Origin of the sequence: Pseudoalteromonas carrageenovora IAM 12662 (genome assembly GCF_900239935.1) — a bacterium.
In the GTDB taxonomy this organism is placed as follows: Bacteria; Pseudomonadota; Gammaproteobacteria; order Enterobacterales; family Alteromonadaceae; genus Pseudoalteromonas; species Pseudoalteromonas carrageenovora.
Window position 1 is genome coordinate 2779578 of record NZ_LT965928.1, and the last position, 17638, is coordinate 2797215.

Genomic DNA, 17638 nt, shown 5'->3' on the forward strand with positions numbered 1-17638 from the left:
TAAAGAGCCCGCTATGATCAGTTCTGAAATAGAACAATTTGAAAAATACTACACCATGCTCACCGAGTACCTAGTTACCTACAGCATGCAGATTGTAGGCGCTATTTTTATATTACTACTGGGCTTATGGGTAGCTAAAAAAATAGCCAATGTGGTTGCAAGCTTAATGGCTCGTCATAATATCGACGTTACTTTAACCAACTTTGTAAGCAATGTAGTTAAGGTATTGCTTATTGTTATGGTGGTTATTATAGCACTGGGCAAAATAGGGATAAGCGTTACTCCTTTTGTGGCAGCAATAGGTGCAGCGTCTTTAGGTGCAGGTTTAGCACTGCAAGGTATGCTATCTAACTATGGTGCAGGCCTTGCCATTATAGCTACACGCCCTTTTGTAGTTGGCGATACCATTGAGGTTAAAAATGTAAGCGGCCAAGTTAAAACTATAGAGCTTGGCTACACCATTTTAATAGATGAAGAAAAAGTAGAAATTACTATTCCTAACAAACATATAATGGGCGAAATAATTCATAACTCATTTAGTTATTCATTAGTTAAAGGTGAAATAGATATTGCCTATAGTGCATGTGCTGATACCGCTATTAGTCTTATTGAAGAAGTACTCAACGCACACGAGTTAGTTGCTCAAAACCCACACTCTCAAATAGGCATAGAGCGCTTTGCTGATAGTGGCGTCACTATTAGTTACAGGTATTGGGTGCCTACTACAAAAATAATCGAAACAAAGCTCGCTATTAACGGTGGTGTTTATAAAGCTATTAACAACGCTGAAATTGAAATACCGTTCCCGCAACGCGTAGTGACCATAAATAAAAACGATATTTAACCTTTAAACTTAGTAGGTAATGCAGTATTGCATTACCTACATCACTAGGGCGTGTTGATCTTTGCGGATTGAAATTTGTTCAATCTAGGGGCGATTAAATCGCGGCGCGAGGTTTGTAACCTAGTGGGCTAAGTAAAAACTGAGTAACAAAGAGTTTATCGCCCCTAGGCAGAACCCGAAGGGCAGCGCATGTTTAGCATTTATGCTGCGTTATCGCCTATTTATGGGGAGTAACCACACTTCATAGGCTCCGCCTTGCCTAAAAACCAAACACACTGCTGCAAATTCAACCATCAAAGTTCAACACGCCCTAAACTTCCCTTTCTTAGCAAAAACTCTTTTTGTGTTTGTTGTTTATTCTGTAATATAAATAATTAGTTAAATAACTATTTATTCTCTCGCTTTAATCACACAATAACAATAATGAGCCATTATGAATCGCAGCCTCTTTTACTTAGGTGATTGGCAAGTCAATCCCCAGTCAAATACCGTTCAGCGAGCAGGTAAAACTAAGCAATTAGAACCTAAAGCCATAGATGTATTAGTGCACCTGTGTTTGCAAAAAGGTGAAATAGTCACCAGCGATGAGCTATTAGATCATTGTTGGAAAAATATTGAAATTGGCGATAACCCGCTACATAAAATCATTACTCAGCTACGAAAAGCCCTTGGCGATAAAGCAAGTGAACCCACCTACATAGAAACTATTCGAAAGCGTGGTTACCGCGTTATTGCAAAACTTGAGTTTCCTTTAGCTGAAGACATAAAAACAACTGAAAACACATGGCAAGGTGGCTCTCCTTTTTTAGGATTAAGCGCATATAATCCAGCCGATACACACCTATTTTTTGGCCGAAATAAATCGGTATCTACCTTACTTGATAGAATATCGAGTCAAGTTAATTTTGGACGCGCATTTTGTTTAATCCTAGGCCCTAGTGGCACAGGTAAGTCATCATTAGTTAATGCGGGTATACTGCCAAAGTTACTCGACGAGCGAGGCTATAACGGCATCGGAGTTCTTTCTTATTGTCAGCTCGATTTTGCAGATGTACATAAAGATAGGCTTTTTTTAGATTTAGCCTCTGCGCTACTCGACTGGGATATAAACAATCGACCTGTATTTGAAGGGTTAAGCGCGCAAGTACTTGCTCAGCAGCTAGAGCACAGTATTGATAATGTCATCAATACCATAAAATCAGTGCTTAGCAAAACCTCTACACAAATCCACAAGCCGCAATTATTTTTATTTATAGACCGTTTAGAAGTACTACTCTCCTCGCCACTATTTAGTAACGAAACACGTAGCCACTTTTTATCAGTTATTGAGCACTTAGCAACGTCTAAAGCGGTGATTGTATTTAGTGCGTGCAGAAACGATTTTTATCCTTTAGTGGTTGAGCAACCAAGCCTAATGGCTGGCAAAGCTAATGGCGCGCATTACGACTTAATACCCCCAAACAGGCACGAGCTTCAACAAATTATTCGCTTGCCAGCAATAACCGCTAATTTAACGTTTTCACACGACCCGCAAACCCAAACACCACTGGATGAAATACTGTGCGCCGATACCGCCAACAACCCCGATGCACTGCCTATGCTGCAATACACTCTGCAAGAGCTGTATTTACAGCGTAGTGATAATAACGAGTTACTGCACAGTGTTTATAAAAAACTTGGCGGTATTGAGGGCGCCATAGGCAAAAAGGCAGAAGATGTATTTATTGGCCTTTCTAAAGCGCAACAACAGCAACTAAAAAGCGTGTTATCACAGTTAATAACGCTAAACCCTGATGGTAAAACGATTACTAGCCGCGCAGCGCGCTGGAAGGCATTAACCAATACCAGCCAAAAAGAGCTTGTTCAAGCCATGGTCGATAGCCGCTTATTTGTATCGCACTTACAAAATCATGAGGCCTGTTTTAGCCTTGCGCACGAAGCATTATTACGTCAATGGCCACGCGCGAAACAGTGGATAAGCGATCACAAAGATGCATTAGCAATAAAAAGTCGCTTACAACACCAAGCACAAAATTGGATAGATGAAGGTAAAAGTAGCGCTTACCTCCTTGCGCCAGGTAAACCGCTACAAGAAGCGCAGCTATTGCTTAATGACAAACTGTTTAAACTAGATGATAACGAGCATGCTCTTATTAAAAGCTCTGTAAAAAGAACAAAAACAAAAGTAAGAGTAAAGCGAGTGACCGTTGCTCTATTATGCTTACTTACATTTACCGCATCATTAATGAGCTTCACTAGCTTTAAAGCCCAACAACACGCGCAAAAAAAACAGCTTGAGGCAGAAAGCTTACTGGGGTTTATGGTCGGCGACTTTGCCGACAAACTACGCAGCGTTAAACGTATGGACTTACTTGATGGCATTAGTAATAAAGCACTTGAGTATTTTACTAATCAAGTTGATGAACCAAGCTCGCTATTTAACTTTAGCAGTCAACAAGGCGAATTTAAAAGTCGCTTTCAATACGCGCAAACTCTGGAAGCCATGGGGGAAGTGGCCTATTCTCGCGGGAAAACCATTGAGGCCTTCACTGCCTTTGAAAACGCCCGCATTCGCCTTGAAGCATTATTAAAAATCCAGCCAAACAACTTAGAGCTACTCACCCTCGCCGGTGCCAATGCCTTTTGGCTCGGCCAGCTTCATTATGATAAAAGTGATTACGCTGCCACTGAGCCATTATTTAAAAAATACCATTCATATAGCGAAAAGATGTATTCGTTAGCACCGAATGATTTTAGCTCGATTATGGAGCTATCTTATTCGTATAATTCGCTGGGATCTTTGTATTTAAAGCAATTTAACTACATAGCCGCAAAGCAAAGCTTTACAGAGTCACTCACCCTTAAAAATGAAGCCCTTGAGCTTAAACCCAGCAACAAAAACTTACTGCGCGATAAAGCAGATACCATCAGTTGGCTGGCAAAAACAGAAGAGAAGTTAGGCGGCTTTAGTACAACGGTAAATATGTTAGAAAATGCAGCTTCAGTGGTCAAAGAAATGACTAATCGCTACCCCAATGATGCAAGCCTTTTGTATATGTCAGCAAATATACATATGCAGCAAAGCTATTTATTGAGCTATTTAGCCGATAAACGAATAGCTTACCAAAAAGCGCTATTTGCTAACAAAATGGTAAGCAATGCATTAAAACAAGATTTCAAAGACAATAAACTTCAGCTTATGTATTACCGATCTTTAGCGCAATTATTGATGTTATCTAATGACAAAAATATTGATCCAAGGATAGAAGAAATTATTACATTCTTAAAGTCACAAAGCTTTAATAATACCAGGCTCATTAATATAAAAATTGTTTTGATTCAGTATTTTATAGATAGAAACTTACAGCATAAAGCCCAAAAATTATTAACTACGCTTGAGAGTAACGAAAACTACCAACAGTTGATAACTAAACAAGTAAAAATTGGTGATAATTTAGTACTTTTACGAATAAACCTGCTGAAAGCTAAGTTAGCTGCTACGAGTATACAAAAAAAACAATTTTGCTTAAATGCGCTTCAAGAAATTGCTAAAACAGTAAATACAAACCAAAGCATTCTCATAACATACCCACAGGTTCAGGCATACACTTGCTTGAACCGAGCAAACGAAATACCCAAAATTAAAGCCCGTCTGGTTAAGCTGGGCATTAACAACTTTCAACTATAACCATAAATACAAAAGGAAATAATATGAATAACACTCAAGAGCAAATTCACTTTACAGTTAACATTGCACTAGGCAGTGACAACGAAGCTAACTTTACATACTCTGTAGATGGCAAAGAAGTGACAGGCGGCGGAGTTGTTAGAACCGAAACTGCGGGCATTTATAGTTTAGATGAAGCCACGCTTGCTAAGGGCTTTTTATTTACTGGCGCCACTATTACTGATGTCGATAAAGAAGCGCCTTGCGCTCAAGACTTCAGCTTTAAAGTAAGCGATAACGGCCGTAAAATTACCGTTATCGACACCGATGAAAACCCAGGTACTGCCTGTTTAGTATTTAATGTTGAGTGCAATGGTAATCCTTATACAAGTACCGACCCTCAAGTTATCAATGAAGAAGAAAACTAATTAACAACGCTTTATTATTGATTTCTAAATTGCACAGGCCTAATTTACCCCTGTGCAATTTATTTATAGACTTACCACCTTTTCGCCTACTACTCTTCAAAGTTATAAAAACTAAACCTCAGTACTTTCCTAATTAAAAACATAATAAAATAAGCAACTTAAACCAGAAGGTTACCGAAAGGTTTAAAACCCATAAATTAAATACACTGCTAGACACCAAGTTTCATTAACAATAAAAATGAGCAACACCATGTCTAACAATAATGAAAATAGTAGAGCAAATAACACCAACAACGCTGTATCTGCATTAATGAGCAGCATTTCTAATACCGTTAACAATGAAAAAATAAGCGCGATTATTAATGTTACTAATGTGATGGCCGATGCTATTTTTATTGTAAATGCACACGGTGTATTTGAGTCTGTAAATCCGATTGCTGCAAAGTTTTTTAATATGCCACTTGAAGCCATAATTGGTAAAAAGTGGCAATCGTTTTTACAAGAGCAATATAGAGACGATTACAATTACATGTTTGAAAGTTGGAAAAACAATTATCAAACGCCGCTTAACCATGGTCCTAAAGAAGTAAAAATAATTAAAGCCAATGGTAACTTTTTAGATGTTGAGCTATCTATATCATGTTTACCCGAATCGGTAGTCGCAAATACCCCACTTTTTATTTGTATAATGCATGATATTTCAAAGCACGTTAAAAAGTATAAAGTACTGGAAAATGTAGCCAAGCTTGATCATCTCACTGGCATTGCTAATCGTTGTACTTTAGAAAAAACCATCATTAAAAATTGGCAAGAGTGCATAGTTAACAAGCAGCCTCTTAGCTTTATACTTATTGATATTGATTACTTTAAATTATTTAACGATAACTTTGGCCATGTAAAAGGTGACAAATGCCTTCAAAAAGTCGCGCGTACAATTGAAGAATGCCTCCCCTCTAAAGACAGTTTAGTAGCTAGGTATGGCGGTGAAGAGTTTGCCGTTGTACTACCTCGTTCGCACATTTCAAATGCACAAATGATTGCTAAGCGCATCCAAGATAAAATTCTAAATATTAACTTTAGAGATATTGGCCTACCTGCAAACGTAAAAATAAGTGTAAGCCAGGGCCTTGCCTGCGAATACGATAATCAGTACAGAACATCTGAAGCATTAGTATGCGCAGCTGACACGGCGTTATATAGAGCGAAGTCGGAAGGTCGTAATAAATTATGTATAAGGTAATGTACGACCTATATTGATAGAACCTTTATGTACTGAAATAAAAAACCGCACTTAGCGGTTTTTGTTATTAAATAGGATTATACGTCTATTAGCAGGCCTTTATCTTTTTTGATTTTTTCGATAACCATATAGGTATGATGAGTCCCTACCCCTGGGATATCGACTAAATCACCTAGTACCTGCCTGTACTCTTCCATGTTAGACACACGAATTTTTAAAAGGTAGTCATAGCCGCCAGCTACCATGTCACACTCGACGACTTGTTCTATCCTTAATATGTGCTCTCTGAATACTTTAAATACAGCGGTGTTTGAAGCAACAAGTGATACTTGAACATGCGCCACTAAGCTCTGATTAAGTTTAGCTTCGCTAAGCTTGGCATAGTAGCCTTCAATATAGCCTTCTTGCTCTAAACGTTTAACACGGTCAAGGCATGGGCTGGCACTTAAATTAACCTGTTTTGCTAGGTTAACATTCGAAATTCTGCCGTTCTTTTGAAGAACGTCTAATATAGCTAAATCGATACGATCAAGCATGCGTAATCTATTTGGAATGCTCATAACAGAATTTTATGCGGATAAGTTAAATTTATACCCTGTAAATTATCGTAAATCGTGAAATTTAACCAGCATATTCTGCTGAAATTTATTTAGAATGCACTCACAATATCACTGGTAATTTATTGGTAATTAACTTTACTTTAAATCTTAACACTCCTGAGGGTTGCTTATGTTATTCAACGGCGATTTAACAACGACTTGTCCTATTAGACAAAGAATCCGTGACTTTTACCGCATAGACGAGAATGCGGTTATTGATCATATTTTACCGCTTGCAGAAGTTGGCGTAAAAGCACGAAGCCGTGCGTGGGAAAGGGCTCGTCAGATTGTTTTAAACATTCGTAAAGACCAAGATGGTCAAAGCGGTGTTGATGCGCTCTTAAACGAATTTTCACTTTCAAGTGAAGAAGGCGTTGTATTAATGTGTTTGGCCGAAGCACTGCTTCGCGTACCAGATAAAGCAACTCAAGATGTGCTTATTCGCGACAAGTTAGCTAAAGGCGATTGGAGCTCTCACTTAGGAAGCAGCGATTCATTATTTGTAAACGCATCTTCTTGGGGATTATTAGTAACCGGTAAAATGGTTAACTACACAGACAAAACTAAAGAACAACAGTTCGGTATGCTTAAAAAGACCATTGGTCGTCTAGGCGAGCCGGTTATTCGTAAGTCTGTAAACTTTGCAATGAAAATTATGGGTAAGCAATTCGTAATGGGTCGTACCATTGACGAAGCAATTGAGCGTGCTGCCGACACAGAGCAAAAAGGCTATGTATATTCTTACGATATGCTAGGCGAAGGCGCGCGCACCATGAAAGATGCCAAGCGTTACTTTGACAGCTACATGAATGCAATACACTCAATTGGTAAAGCGGCAAATGGCCGTGGACCAGTTAAAAGCCCGGGTATTTCAGTTAAACTTTCTGCGATTCACCCTCGTTATGAGTTCACTCATAAAGAACGTGTAATGCAAGAAATTGTGCCAAAACTTAAAGAGCTTGCGCTTGCTGCTAAAAAGTACGATATCGGCTTTACGGTAGATGCTGAAGAAGCTGACCGTTTAGATATTTCTTTAGATGTTATTGAAGCGGTATTTAGCGATAAAGATCTTGGTGATTGGCAAGGTTTTGGTTTAGCGGTACAGGCTTATCAAAAACGCGCTATTTTTGTAATTGAATGGCTAACTGACCTTGCAACTCGTGTGGGTCGCAAGATGATGGTACGTTTAGTTAAAGGTGCATACTGGGATACAGAAATCAAAACCACTCAGCAAGATGGTTTAGAGCACTTCCCGGTGTTTACGCGTAAAGCGACAACTGACGTTTCTTACAAAGCATGTGCAATTAAAATGCTTGAAGCGCGTGACGTGCTTTACCCACAATTTGCAACACACAACGCTTACACTGCAGCGACTATTTTAGAAGTTGCTAAAGGCGATAACACAGGTTTTGAATTCCAACGCTTACACGGTATGGGTGAATCATTATTTGACCAAATCGTTAACGAAGAAAAAATTCAGTGCCGCGTATATGCGCCAGTAGGTCAGCACGAAGACTTACTTGCTTATCTTGTACGTCGTTTATTAGAAAACGGTGCAAACTCTTCATTTGTAAATGCAATAGTAGATACAACTAAACCTGTTGAGTCGTTACTACCAGACCCAGTAGAAACACTGCAAGGCCTGCGTAACAAATACAATACGCAAATTAAAATGCCAATAGACTTATACGGTGAAGAACGTGCCAATTCAAAAGGCATGGATTTAACTGATATTAACGTTATTACCCCTTTCAAAGAAAACCTTGATATGTGGTTTAACGAGCATTTAATTGAGCCAAGCCAAGTACCAGAAGGCTCACTTGCAGTTAAAAACCCTGCAAACCATAAAGAAATTATTGGCCACGTTAAATTACAATCTGGCGATGAAATGAAAACCTTGCTTGCAAATGCAGAAGCCGCATTTGAGACTTGGTCACAAACATCAGTAAAAGAGCGTGCTAACTTATTACGCCGTGTTGCTGATATTTTAGAGCGTCATCACGATGAGCTAGTGGCTATTTGCATTAAAGAAGCGGGTAAAATTGCGCAAGATGGTATTGATGAAGTACGTGAAGCTGTTGATTTTTGCCGTTACTACGCAGCGCGCGCTGAAGAGCTTTCTCAAGATGAGCGTTTTGAAGCCCGTGGCGTAATTTTATGTATTAGCCCATGGAACTTCCCTCTAGCGATTTTCTTAGGCCAAGTGGCTGCTGCTATTGTTACTGGTAACACTGTAATTGCAAAACCAGCTGAGCAAACAAGCTTAATTGCGCTTCGTGCTATAGAGTTAATGTTATCTGTTGGCTTACCAGAGCATGTTGTACAACCTGTTGTTGCACGCGGTTCAGAAGTTGGTAAAACAATTGTCCCTGATGAGCGTATTCAGGCTGTTATGTTTACTGGTTCTACAGAAACAGGCACACTTATTTCTCAAACACTTGCTGCCCGTAACGATATTCAAGTACCGTTAATTGCAGAAACAGGTGGTCAGAACTGTATGATTGTGGACTCAACAGCCCTTCCTGAGCAAGTTGTTGACGATGTAATTAGTTCGGGTTTCCAAAGTGCTGGACAACGTTGTTCTGCTCTTCGTGTGCTGTTTATTCAAGATGACGTAGCTGATGGCATTATTGAAATGCTTAAAGGTGCTTTAGCTGAATTACACATTGGCGACCCTTCATTACTTTCAACCGATGTTGGCCCAGTAATTGACGAAAAAGCGCTTAAAAACTTAAACGACCATGTTGAGTACTTAAAAGGTAATTCTATACTTCATTACGAGTGTAAAATTCCGGATAACACGCAAAATGGCGCTTACTTCTTTGCTCCTCGCTTATACGAAATTGAAGATTTATCAGTACTTAAGCGTGAAGTATTTGGCCCATGTGTTCATGTTGTACGCTTTAAATCGAACGATATTGATAATGTGATTGACCAAATAAATAACACAGGATACGGCTTAACAATGGGCGTGCATTCACGTATTGAAGAGCGCTGTGAGTATTTAGCTAAAATGTCGCGTGCGGGTAACGTATACGTAAACCGTAACATGATTGGCGCTATTGTTGGTGTGCAACCGTTTGGTGGCCGTGGTTTATCAGGTACAGGCCCTAAAGCTGGTGGCCCTAACTACCTTCAACGTTTAGTGAAAGAAAAAGCATCACCAGATAACGTGCAAATGACTAACCTGACGCCAGATGAGCTTGATTTACACCACTATAGCGGTGCAAATGAGCAAGTTCAAAAGCTAATGACGAACTCAATGCGCGATGAAAAAATTTGGCGTGCAACACCATTAAACGACCGCGTTTCGGCTGTACGACAGTTACTTGCTAAAATTGCTACAGTAGAAATTATTGACGATTTAGCAGACGATTTAGCATTAACGCTTTCAGAAGCACGTGCTCAGCTTAACCGCCTTGAAAAACACATGCGTAAGTTTACTACCCTGCCAGGGCCAACGGGTGAGTCTAATACACTTCACCTTGAAGCGCGTGGTTGTGTAGTGTGTTACGCCGATAAAAGTACTTCATTTAACTTTTGGGCATTGTCTATCATTACTGCAATTGCCGCAGGTAATACGGTCATCACTGTAGCGTCTGAGCTGTTTTATGATGAAGCGGTTGCCTTTAAAGATAAATTTATCTCTACAGGTGTTGCCGAGGGCGTATTCCAAGTAGCTAAACCTAATCAGTTACAAGCTATTTTGGCGCATCCTCATTTAGCAGGTGCGGTAGTTGCTGCTCGCTCGTCTCGTTTAGGCTACTTCAGCCAACAACTTGCACAGCGCAAAGGGGCAATTTTACCGGTAATTAGCTCTGAGTATTACGATACATTAATTAAGCGCTTAATTACTGAAAAAACAATTAGTATTGATACAACAGCATCAGGTGGTAATACCTCGCTAATGACGCTTGTTGAAGATGATGAGTAGTTAACTCAATACTTTTACACTAAAAAATAAAAAAGGCACTGTAAAGTGCCTTTTTTATTAGTCAGTAACGTACATATTTGTTAAATTAACGAAAGATTAACAACAGAAGCCACTAGATTGAAAATTATTCCCATTTCAAAACTATTACCCGGTATGTTTGTTCAAAGTGTTACTAAACAAACAGGCCGTATAAAGATCAAAAATCAGGGATGGGTAAAAACTCAGGCTGGTATTGATAAGCTTAAAAATGCCGGTATTTTAGAGATAGAAATAGACCCAGACAAAACCCTCACAGATTCAGTACCTGAAAAAGAACCAACCCAGACATCTACTATCATTAAAAAACGTGATCCCTGGCAGAAAGTTCACAGTAGTGAACAAGAAATGGGTAAAGCAAAAAAGCTTTACGACGAAGCTAAAACCTTACAAATAAAAGCATTTAAAGATATTAAGGCTGGCCGAGATATAGATATAGCGCCATTTAGAGAGCTTGCCAGTGGTTTTATGGACTCAGTATTTAGAAACCAAGATGCCCTTGCATGTTTAACGCAAATGCGCCAAAAAGACGCTTACTTACTTGAGCACTCAATAAACGTGTCTATTTTAATGGGCATTTTTGCAAAACATTTAGGCATAAATAAAGACCTAATAGTAGAGCTAACAACAGGTGCTTTATTGCATGATATAGGAAAAATAAAAACCCCAGATGAAGTGCTCAACAAACCAGGGCGTCTAACCGAGGCCGAGTTTGAAATAATGAAGCTACACGCACTTTATTCAAAGCAAATACTAGAAGAGTCTGGATTAACTGGTGTAGCTGTAGATATTGCTGGTATGCACCATGAACGATTGGATGGCAAAGGCTACCCCTATGGTAAAAAAGGTGATGAAATAAGCTTATATGTTCGCATGGCATCGATTGTAGATGTATACGATGCATTAACCGCAGAGCGAGTTTATAAAGCAGGTATGGAGCCTATAAAAGCCTTTAAAATATTAAAAGACGGATGCCCGGACAGTTTTGATGGTGAGCTATTAACTAAGTTTATCCAGTGTATTGGTATTCACCCTGTAGGTACTCTTGTCAGGTTGTCGAGTCAAAAAGTGGGCTTGGTAACTGAAAGCAACCCAGCGACCCCCTTAAAGCCTACAGTTAAAACTTTTTATAGTGCTAAACATGGTCGCTATACGGAAGTACAAGATATAGATTTATCAAATAAAAAAACGTCTGACTCGCTAGAGTCTGCCGTAAAACCAAAAGAATATAATATTGATTTAGAACGCTTTTATAAAAATTCTATTTTACCTTAATAAAGCCGCTCAGAACGCGATAGTGCGGCTCTATTGATACAACTCCTACCTTATTATTGCGGCCAGTCTTGCAATGCTTTTAAGCTAAACTCGTAACCATCAAAATCAAGTACACTTTGCTCTGGCGTAATCTCTATTACAGTTAAAACTCCGATGCTTTCACCTTCATGAAGCTCTCGTCCATTTAACTTGATCCAACGTTTATCTGCGCTTGATGAGTAAATATGCGCCTGATATTTTATGCTTGGTAGCATTGCTTGTAGGCCGTCTGGTAATAGCTCTACAGGGTTAACACGAGAAGAAGTACGAGAGCCTTGAGTTACTTCGTAATCTTGCTCCTGTTCAGAGTCTTTTATTGCTTGTGCAAACGCGTCTTTTAATTTAGTCGGCACCGCATCTAATTCAGGATCGCTTTGTGTCGTTGATGTATTTTGCCCTGCATTACTATTAACAGGTTTACCCAGCACTTTATATTTGCTCATATCTAGCCCAGCAGAGCTTGTATTTGGCGTTTGAGGCTGCATAAACTGTGAGTTTTGCCCTTGTGCATTATAGGCATTGGGGTTGTAGTTCTGCACAGGTTGATTAAATGTATTTTGGCTATAACCATTGGCATTTATAGGCATTTTTACATTATAACCTTGCTGAGTTTGCATAGGATTATCATTCATTGGAATATATTGCCCTTGCGGGGTTAGCAGCATTTTTTGCACACCAGATTGTGTTTGTACATATACAACCTGACCTTCAATAGACGCTTTATTAGTGCTATCTGCAGTTTTCATAGACTCTAAAGGCGATGATTTATTTGCTGAATTTAAAGATGCTGTTTGCTCTTCTTCGCTCACTTTTACAGGCGCTTTACTATCCGCTTCAATTTTTGTAGCTTCGTTAAGTACTGGCTTTTCAAAAAAGGGGCTGCTTTGTAGCCACTTACCACTGGCAAACCCACCAGCGACAGTTATAAAAGCGGCAATACTGCCTCCGAGTAACCACGCTAATTTACGATAACGCTTGAGTGCTTGTTGTTGTTTTAATTGTTCTGATTGCAAATCGTATTGCTCGGCGCTCATATCTGCTTGTTGCGATTGTTTTAATGCATCTAATAAATAAGACATTAATCACCTAACTATATAATAAATGAAAGGCCAACACCTGCTGCAAACAATGCAACAAAGGCAAAGCCGTACGAGGTGTATCCACTTGGTTTTGAAGCGCTATTATCAGTTGCTATAAAATCCATAGGTAATGACTCTTGCGCTGATTTTTTTATTATATCGCTATCAACTATTAGCTGTTGCTTTGCAAAAGCCCCTACTAATGCCCGCTCACATACTAAGTTCATCAAGCGAGGCACTCCGCCAGTTAACTGATGTACAGTTTGCATGGCATCCATTGAAAATACTCCTTTATCACAGCCTGCTATATGTAAACGGTGCTTAATATAAGCCACCGTTTGCCCTTGCGTTAACGGTAATAAGTGATATCGAGCAGTAATTCGCTGAGCAAGTTGCCTTAATTCATTTCGTTTTAATAGCTCTTGCAATTCAGGTTGCCCTACTAGCACTATTTGCAGTAACTTTTTATGATCAGTTTCTATGTTAGTTAATAAGCGTAACTGCTCTAGTACATCAGGTGCTAATAATTGGGCTTCATCAATAATAAGTATGGTGTGGCCACCCGACTTATTATTCATTTCTAAATGCTGTTTAATAATATCGGTTAGGCTTTTTAGTGTGGCATTTTGCGAGTCGTAACTAATTTTTAGCTCATCACAAATACTTGCTAAAAGTTCAAGCTCTGATAACGCAGGGTTATGGATCATTGCCACTTGCGTATTTTCTGGCAGCTGCTCTAACATACTGCGCGTAATAGTTGTTTTACCTGTGCCTACTTCGCCCGTTAATAATACAAAGCCGCCATCTTCACCCAATCCATAGGTTAGGTGTGCTAATGCTTCTTTGTGGCGTTCACTTAAAAATAAGTAATGAGGGTTAGGCGAGATCGAAAAAGGTTTTTCGCTTAGGCCAAAATAGCTTAAATACACCGTGATATTCCTTCGTAATTAAATCACGGCCTATAATGGCAAAAAAACACACTAAGTAACAATCTTATAAGCACTTTATTGGTGAAATAACGTAAATTTATGTAAAACAAAAAAGCACAGCGTTAAAGCTGTGCTTTTGTTACGATGCCAATAAATACTGCATCATTTAAATAGTGGTTTATATTATTTTTCGTAACGAACTAAGCGTAAATACACGTTGCTTGTTTTAGCATGTAAACTATTTAACCCGCTATCAAACTGATATACCCACGCTGAGCTCATTGTGCTTACACCTGATGTATTAGACCAATAATTTTGTAACTTAGTGCCTAAAAATACATCTTCATTAATACTTGGCTCTGTACAGCTGTGCTCTAAAATACTCGCCAGCTCTTTAATATTAGGCACTTGCCAATCATCGTAATCGGCGGTTGTATCATTTTTTGCTCCGCGCAGAGCTTCTTGCCAATTAATAGAAGGTGTAGACCCTTCGCAAAGTTCTGTATCCTCGTTGTAGGTTTGCGAATAGCTACATCGTTGCCACATTAAACCTGTTTCACTGTCTGATACAGTACCGTCTGTATTTATAGTAAACCTATCTGTTGCGGTTGTAGTGTCTGCACCTGCGTAACATGTTTGTTCAGCAGCAACATTAAAGCTAAACGCGGTAGCAGCTAGAACATAGAGTAATTTTAATTTCATCATTTTCTCCTAACGGCTTCTAACTAGGCGTACATAAGCGGTGTTTTCTTTAGGGTAAGCAAGGTCATTCCCGCTACTCATATCGATAATATAAGCTTGCGATAAACTAGTACCATCGGCGGCTGTTTGCGAGGTCCAATAAGGTAAATCTACATCTTCTATCTCGCCCGCTTGAGGAATATAAGGAAATAACGATTCGTCGATCAATACTCTTTGCCCTTGCTTGCCATAATCAATTAAACCTAAAAGCTCAGTGTACGTTGGTAAACGCCAATTAGTACCACCACAAAAATCTAAGTCGTTCACTTCGTTTATATAACTTTGAACTCCACAACTTGTATCGTTAGGACACGTGCTATTTGCAGTACTTGTATCTGTAAAAGTAGTCTCTCCTATATCCCAAAAGTAATGATTTTGCCCATCTCGCAATGAGGTGTCTGGCACAGTACCTGAAGGAGCACTTTTTACTTCCCACACTAAGCCAGTCACATTATCGCGAATACAGGTAAAGTCACTGCTATCATCTGCAACTTCATCGGCAAACTTGTTTAACTTAGTATAATCAAATGCCAGATTACCTTTACCTACTTTATCTAATCTATTTGCGTAACTATCGCGGCCAAGCTCAGCATCTTGCTCAGGAAAGTCATCACTTGCGCAGTTTATTCGTTGAGTATTGTTATAGCACTCACCTACACCGCTGTCGTTTATAAGTCCCAGCGCTTTAGGTGTAACATCAACAAATAAAGAATCTGTATCGGTACGCCCTTTTGAATCTGTTACTGTCACCTCAAAGCTTAAAGTAGTATCTGTATCTACATCAGATGCAGTAAATGTTGTTGTACATTGGCTCGCGCTACTAAGCGTTTCGGCATTACCGGTAAGTTGTTGCCAGGTACACTCATAAGTATCCGTGACTGTTTCACTGCCTGTTGCATCTAGGGTAACTAATTCAAACTCTTCTACAGTTTGATCATCCCCAGCATTAGCATCCACCAGCTCATTAGTTTTATTAAGTGTCATATCATATTGCGTACTTGCTTGCCCACCTTCATCGTCAGTAATTGTTAATTTCCAAGATAAATTGGTATTGCTTTCAAGTAACGGATGAGAGAAGCTCAGCGTTGACTCATCAAAGCTTGTAATATCAAGATCTAAGCCTGATAACTGTTCCCAAAAATAAGTATCTATTTGGCCATTGTCATCAGGATCTGTTGATTCAAGAGCACTTAAGGTAATTGTATCTTTATAAACAGAGGGAAGTGTTTCGGGTAAGGTTTGCGTTACTACCACAAGAGGTAGCTGATTATTAGAACTAACAGAAATTGTAATATCATCACTAACAGCACTGCTTCCAGTACTTTGATAGCTAACTCTTAAAATTATTTCGCTGTCAGCTTTAACATCTGGTGCTGTAAGGGTTTGCTCTGCACCATCAAGTGGGAATCCATCTAAACTTGGGCCACTTACTTGTTGCCAAGTAAATGTACCGTCTGCAGGAGAGCCTTGTGCAGTAATGGTAAATTCACTTTTTTCGATAATTTGTAAGTCAGTTCCGGCATTCACTGATGACTCTATACCGGTATCGTCGCTACCACCACCGCCTCCACACGCACTCAGCAAACCGCAAGAAATGAGAGGGATTAAAGCAAACGCTTTCATACGTAGCACCTTTTATGTCAAATAATTACTATAGTGTAATCACAAGCAATAAAGATGCCATTAAATAGCTACATATAAGTATCTTGATGGATACGCACAAACAACTTTGTACCTATTTTACTGTAATCTACCTTGTACTCTCGACCATCCAAAGCCTGAATAAAAAGCAGTTGCTTTTCTTCACCAAAAACATCTGCACTGCTAACGTAAACCATTTCTAGGTAACGGTCTTTTGCGTCACGTCGATTTTTAGGTAACTCTTCTTTAAATGGTTCTAGGCCATTTTGAGTTACTTTTATTTTAGGGTGGATCTCAGAGTTAACTACCACTAAATCAAGTTTTTTGTCTTTATGTATTATGGTATTTCGACCACTTTTTAAAAAGGCTCTGTCTTGGCTCATCTTCTTTCCTACAGCCGCAATTTAATTATTAATTTGCGACGCTATAAACTGACTGGGCTGGCGCTTCCACTTATTTAAGTTAGCACTAAATGCCCAAATATCTCTATCTAATACACTGGCAGGTAACAATAAGTCGTAACCTGTTAACAGTTGAAGGTGCTTAGTTCTATTAGCAAACATAGCTATAAGTCCAGTATAGCTCTTTCCTTTTAAGGAAGTGTAATGTGTATCTTCTATTAACCATTCTGATGGGCAATTGCCATTTTTGCAATGTTTTTGAACAACTTGCATAAATAAGTTGCGCTGTTCTATTAATAGTTTCCCTGCAATTCGCGGTGCAATACTTGTTAAAAACTCATCTATGTCGTTTAATTTAACACCCACAGCATTAAGCTCTAGGTGATCAAGCCCATCTTCTACTTTGGGGATCCCACTGTGATGAAAATTACTCCAAGACATGCTCCACGCGCCATATTTGTGGCAATAAATTAATTCAGACTCACTTAAAACTAGACTGTAATAAGGCTCTTGAGTTTTTAAAAAACCAACAAAAATAGCGGCTATACACAAACTTACTAAAAATATTTCTAGTATGCTAATTTCACCCGGCCGCAATAAGTTAAACAGCATGATAAAGGCAAGGCCTACCGCCCCAACAATAAGTATTTCTATTGCATAGCGAGCTCCTTGAGCACGATATTTAACCGCTTTGTTAAGTTTATCCATATTGATAAAACACCATATAAAATACAAACATAATAACGGCCCAAAGTATGACCTTTCTTGTGGTTAAACAAAAACTA

The 17638-nt window shown here is 39.1% G+C and carries 13 protein-coding genes; 6 read left to right on the forward strand and 7 right to left on the reverse strand.

All coding sequences use genetic code 11. The annotated features are described in order from the left end of the window. Window positions 1-13 precede the first annotated feature (13 nt). The 4 genes from ALFOR1_RS12570 to ALFOR1_RS12585 all read left to right on the forward strand — a co-directional run bounded on the left by ALFOR1_RS12570 (window position 14) and on the right by ALFOR1_RS12585 (window position 6179). Window positions 14-844 (forward strand): mechanosensitive ion channel family protein, encoded by an 831-nt coding sequence (locus tag ALFOR1_RS12570; RefSeq protein ID WP_104643161.1) that lies wholly within the window; start codon window positions 14-16, stop codon window positions 842-844. 433 nt (window positions 845-1277) lie between these two features. Then, window positions 1278-4532 (forward strand): nSTAND1 domain-containing NTPase, encoded by a 3255-nt coding sequence (locus ALFOR1_RS12575; RefSeq protein ID WP_104643162.1) that lies wholly within the window; start codon window positions 1278-1280, stop codon window positions 4530-4532. Window positions 4533-4555: 23 nt separating this feature from the next. Further along, window positions 4556-4939, forward strand: a complete 384-nt coding sequence (locus tag ALFOR1_RS12580; protein ID WP_104643163.1) for a DP-EP family protein — start codon at window positions 4556-4558, stop codon at window positions 4937-4939. Between the two features lie 250 nt (window positions 4940-5189). Continuing rightward, complete coding sequence (locus ALFOR1_RS12585; protein ID WP_058548639.1) at window positions 5190-6179, forward strand: sensor domain-containing diguanylate cyclase; 990 nt, start codon at window positions 5190-5192, stop codon at window positions 6177-6179. Between the two features lie 77 nt (window positions 6180-6256). Here the strand turns inward: ALFOR1_RS12585 and ALFOR1_RS12590 are convergent, their stop codons facing one another. Then, complete coding sequence (locus ALFOR1_RS12590; RefSeq protein WP_058548640.1) at window positions 6257-6739, reverse strand: winged helix-turn-helix transcriptional regulator; 483 nt, start codon at window positions 6737-6739, stop codon at window positions 6257-6259. A 169-nt stretch (window positions 6740-6908) separates the two neighbouring features. On the opposite strand from ALFOR1_RS12590, the gene putA reads away from it, so the two are divergent. Both putA and ALFOR1_RS12600 read left to right on the forward strand, forming a co-directional pair. Next, complete coding sequence (putA, locus tag ALFOR1_RS12595) at window positions 6909-10712, forward strand: bifunctional proline dehydrogenase/L-glutamate gamma-semialdehyde dehydrogenase PutA (RefSeq protein WP_058548641.1); 3804 nt, start codon at window positions 6909-6911, stop codon at window positions 10710-10712. Between the two features lie 117 nt (window positions 10713-10829). Then, the gene (locus ALFOR1_RS12600; RefSeq protein WP_104643164.1) at window positions 10830-12023 is read left to right on the forward strand and encodes an HD-GYP domain-containing protein; all 1194 of its coding nucleotides are present in this window, start codon (window positions 10830-10832) and stop codon (window positions 12021-12023) included. A 53-nt stretch (window positions 12024-12076) separates the two neighbouring features. On the opposite strand, the gene ALFOR1_RS12605 is transcribed toward ALFOR1_RS12600, so the two are convergent. The 6 genes from ALFOR1_RS12605 to ALFOR1_RS12630 form a co-directional block, all read right to left on the reverse strand. Continuing rightward, window positions 12077-13141, reverse strand: a complete 1065-nt coding sequence (locus ALFOR1_RS12605) for a general secretion pathway protein GspB (RefSeq protein WP_104643165.1) — start codon at window positions 13139-13141, stop codon at window positions 12077-12079. 11 nt (window positions 13142-13152) lie between these two features. After that, complete coding sequence (locus tag ALFOR1_RS12610) at window positions 13153-14070, reverse strand: ExeA family protein (protein WP_104643166.1); 918 nt, start codon at window positions 14068-14070, stop codon at window positions 13153-13155. A gap of 183 nt (window positions 14071-14253) precedes the next feature. Next, on the reverse strand, window positions 14254-14772 hold the full coding sequence (locus tag ALFOR1_RS12615; protein WP_058548645.1) for an Lcl C-terminal domain-containing protein: 519 nt from the start codon (window positions 14770-14772) through the stop codon (window positions 14254-14256). A 9-nt stretch (window positions 14773-14781) separates the two neighbouring features. Beyond that, window positions 14782-16434, reverse strand: coding sequence for an Lcl C-terminal domain-containing protein (locus ALFOR1_RS12620; RefSeq protein ID WP_058548646.1), 1653 nt, complete (start codon window positions 16432-16434; stop codon window positions 14782-14784). Window positions 16435-16502: 68 nt separating this feature from the next. Then, window positions 16503-16835 (reverse strand): hypothetical protein, encoded by a 333-nt coding sequence (locus ALFOR1_RS12625; RefSeq protein WP_058548647.1) that lies wholly within the window; start codon window positions 16833-16835, stop codon window positions 16503-16505. A gap of 21 nt (window positions 16836-16856) precedes the next feature. Continuing rightward, the gene (locus ALFOR1_RS12630) at window positions 16857-17561 is read right to left on the reverse strand and encodes a DUF2982 domain-containing protein (RefSeq protein ID WP_058548648.1); all 705 of its coding nucleotides are present in this window, start codon (window positions 17559-17561) and stop codon (window positions 16857-16859) included. Between the last annotated feature and the right edge of the window lie 77 nt (window positions 17562-17638).

Bases quoted from the DNA above. Each gene is read 5' to 3' on its own strand.
- ALFOR1_RS12615 (WP_058548645.1), bottom strand. From the start codon at position 14,772: ATGAAATTAAAATTACTCTATGTTCTAGCTGCTACCGCGTTTAGCTTT.
- ALFOR1_RS12630 (WP_058548648.1), bottom strand. From the start codon at position 17,561: ATGGATAAACTTAACAAAGCGGTTAAATATCGTGCTCAAGGAGCTCGC.
- ALFOR1_RS12585 (WP_058548639.1), top strand. From the start codon at position 5,190: ATGTCTAACAATAATGAAAATAGTAGAGCAAATAACACCAACAACGCT.
- ALFOR1_RS12580 (WP_104643163.1), top strand. From the start codon at position 4,556: ATGAATAACACTCAAGAGCAAATTCACTTTACAGTTAACATTGCACTA.
- ALFOR1_RS12570 (WP_104643161.1), top strand. From the start codon at position 14: ATGATCAGTTCTGAAATAGAACAATTTGAAAAATACTACACCATGCTC.
- ALFOR1_RS12605 (WP_104643165.1), bottom strand. From the start codon at position 13,141: ATGTCTTATTTATTAGATGCATTAAAACAATCGCAACAAGCAGATATG.
- ALFOR1_RS12625 (WP_058548647.1), bottom strand. From the start codon at position 16,835: ATGAGCCAAGACAGAGCCTTTTTAAAAAGTGGTCGAAATACCATAATA.
- ALFOR1_RS12620 (WP_058548646.1), bottom strand. From the start codon at position 16,434: ATGAAAGCGTTTGCTTTAATCCCTCTCATTTCTTGCGGTTTGCTGAGT.
- putA (WP_058548641.1), top strand. From the start codon at position 6,909: ATGTTATTCAACGGCGATTTAACAACGACTTGTCCTATTAGACAAAGA.
- ALFOR1_RS12590 (WP_058548640.1), bottom strand. From the start codon at position 6,739: ATGAGCATTCCAAATAGATTACGCATGCTTGATCGTATCGATTTAGCT.
- ALFOR1_RS12575 (WP_104643162.1), top strand. From the start codon at position 1,278: ATGAATCGCAGCCTCTTTTACTTAGGTGATTGGCAAGTCAATCCCCAG.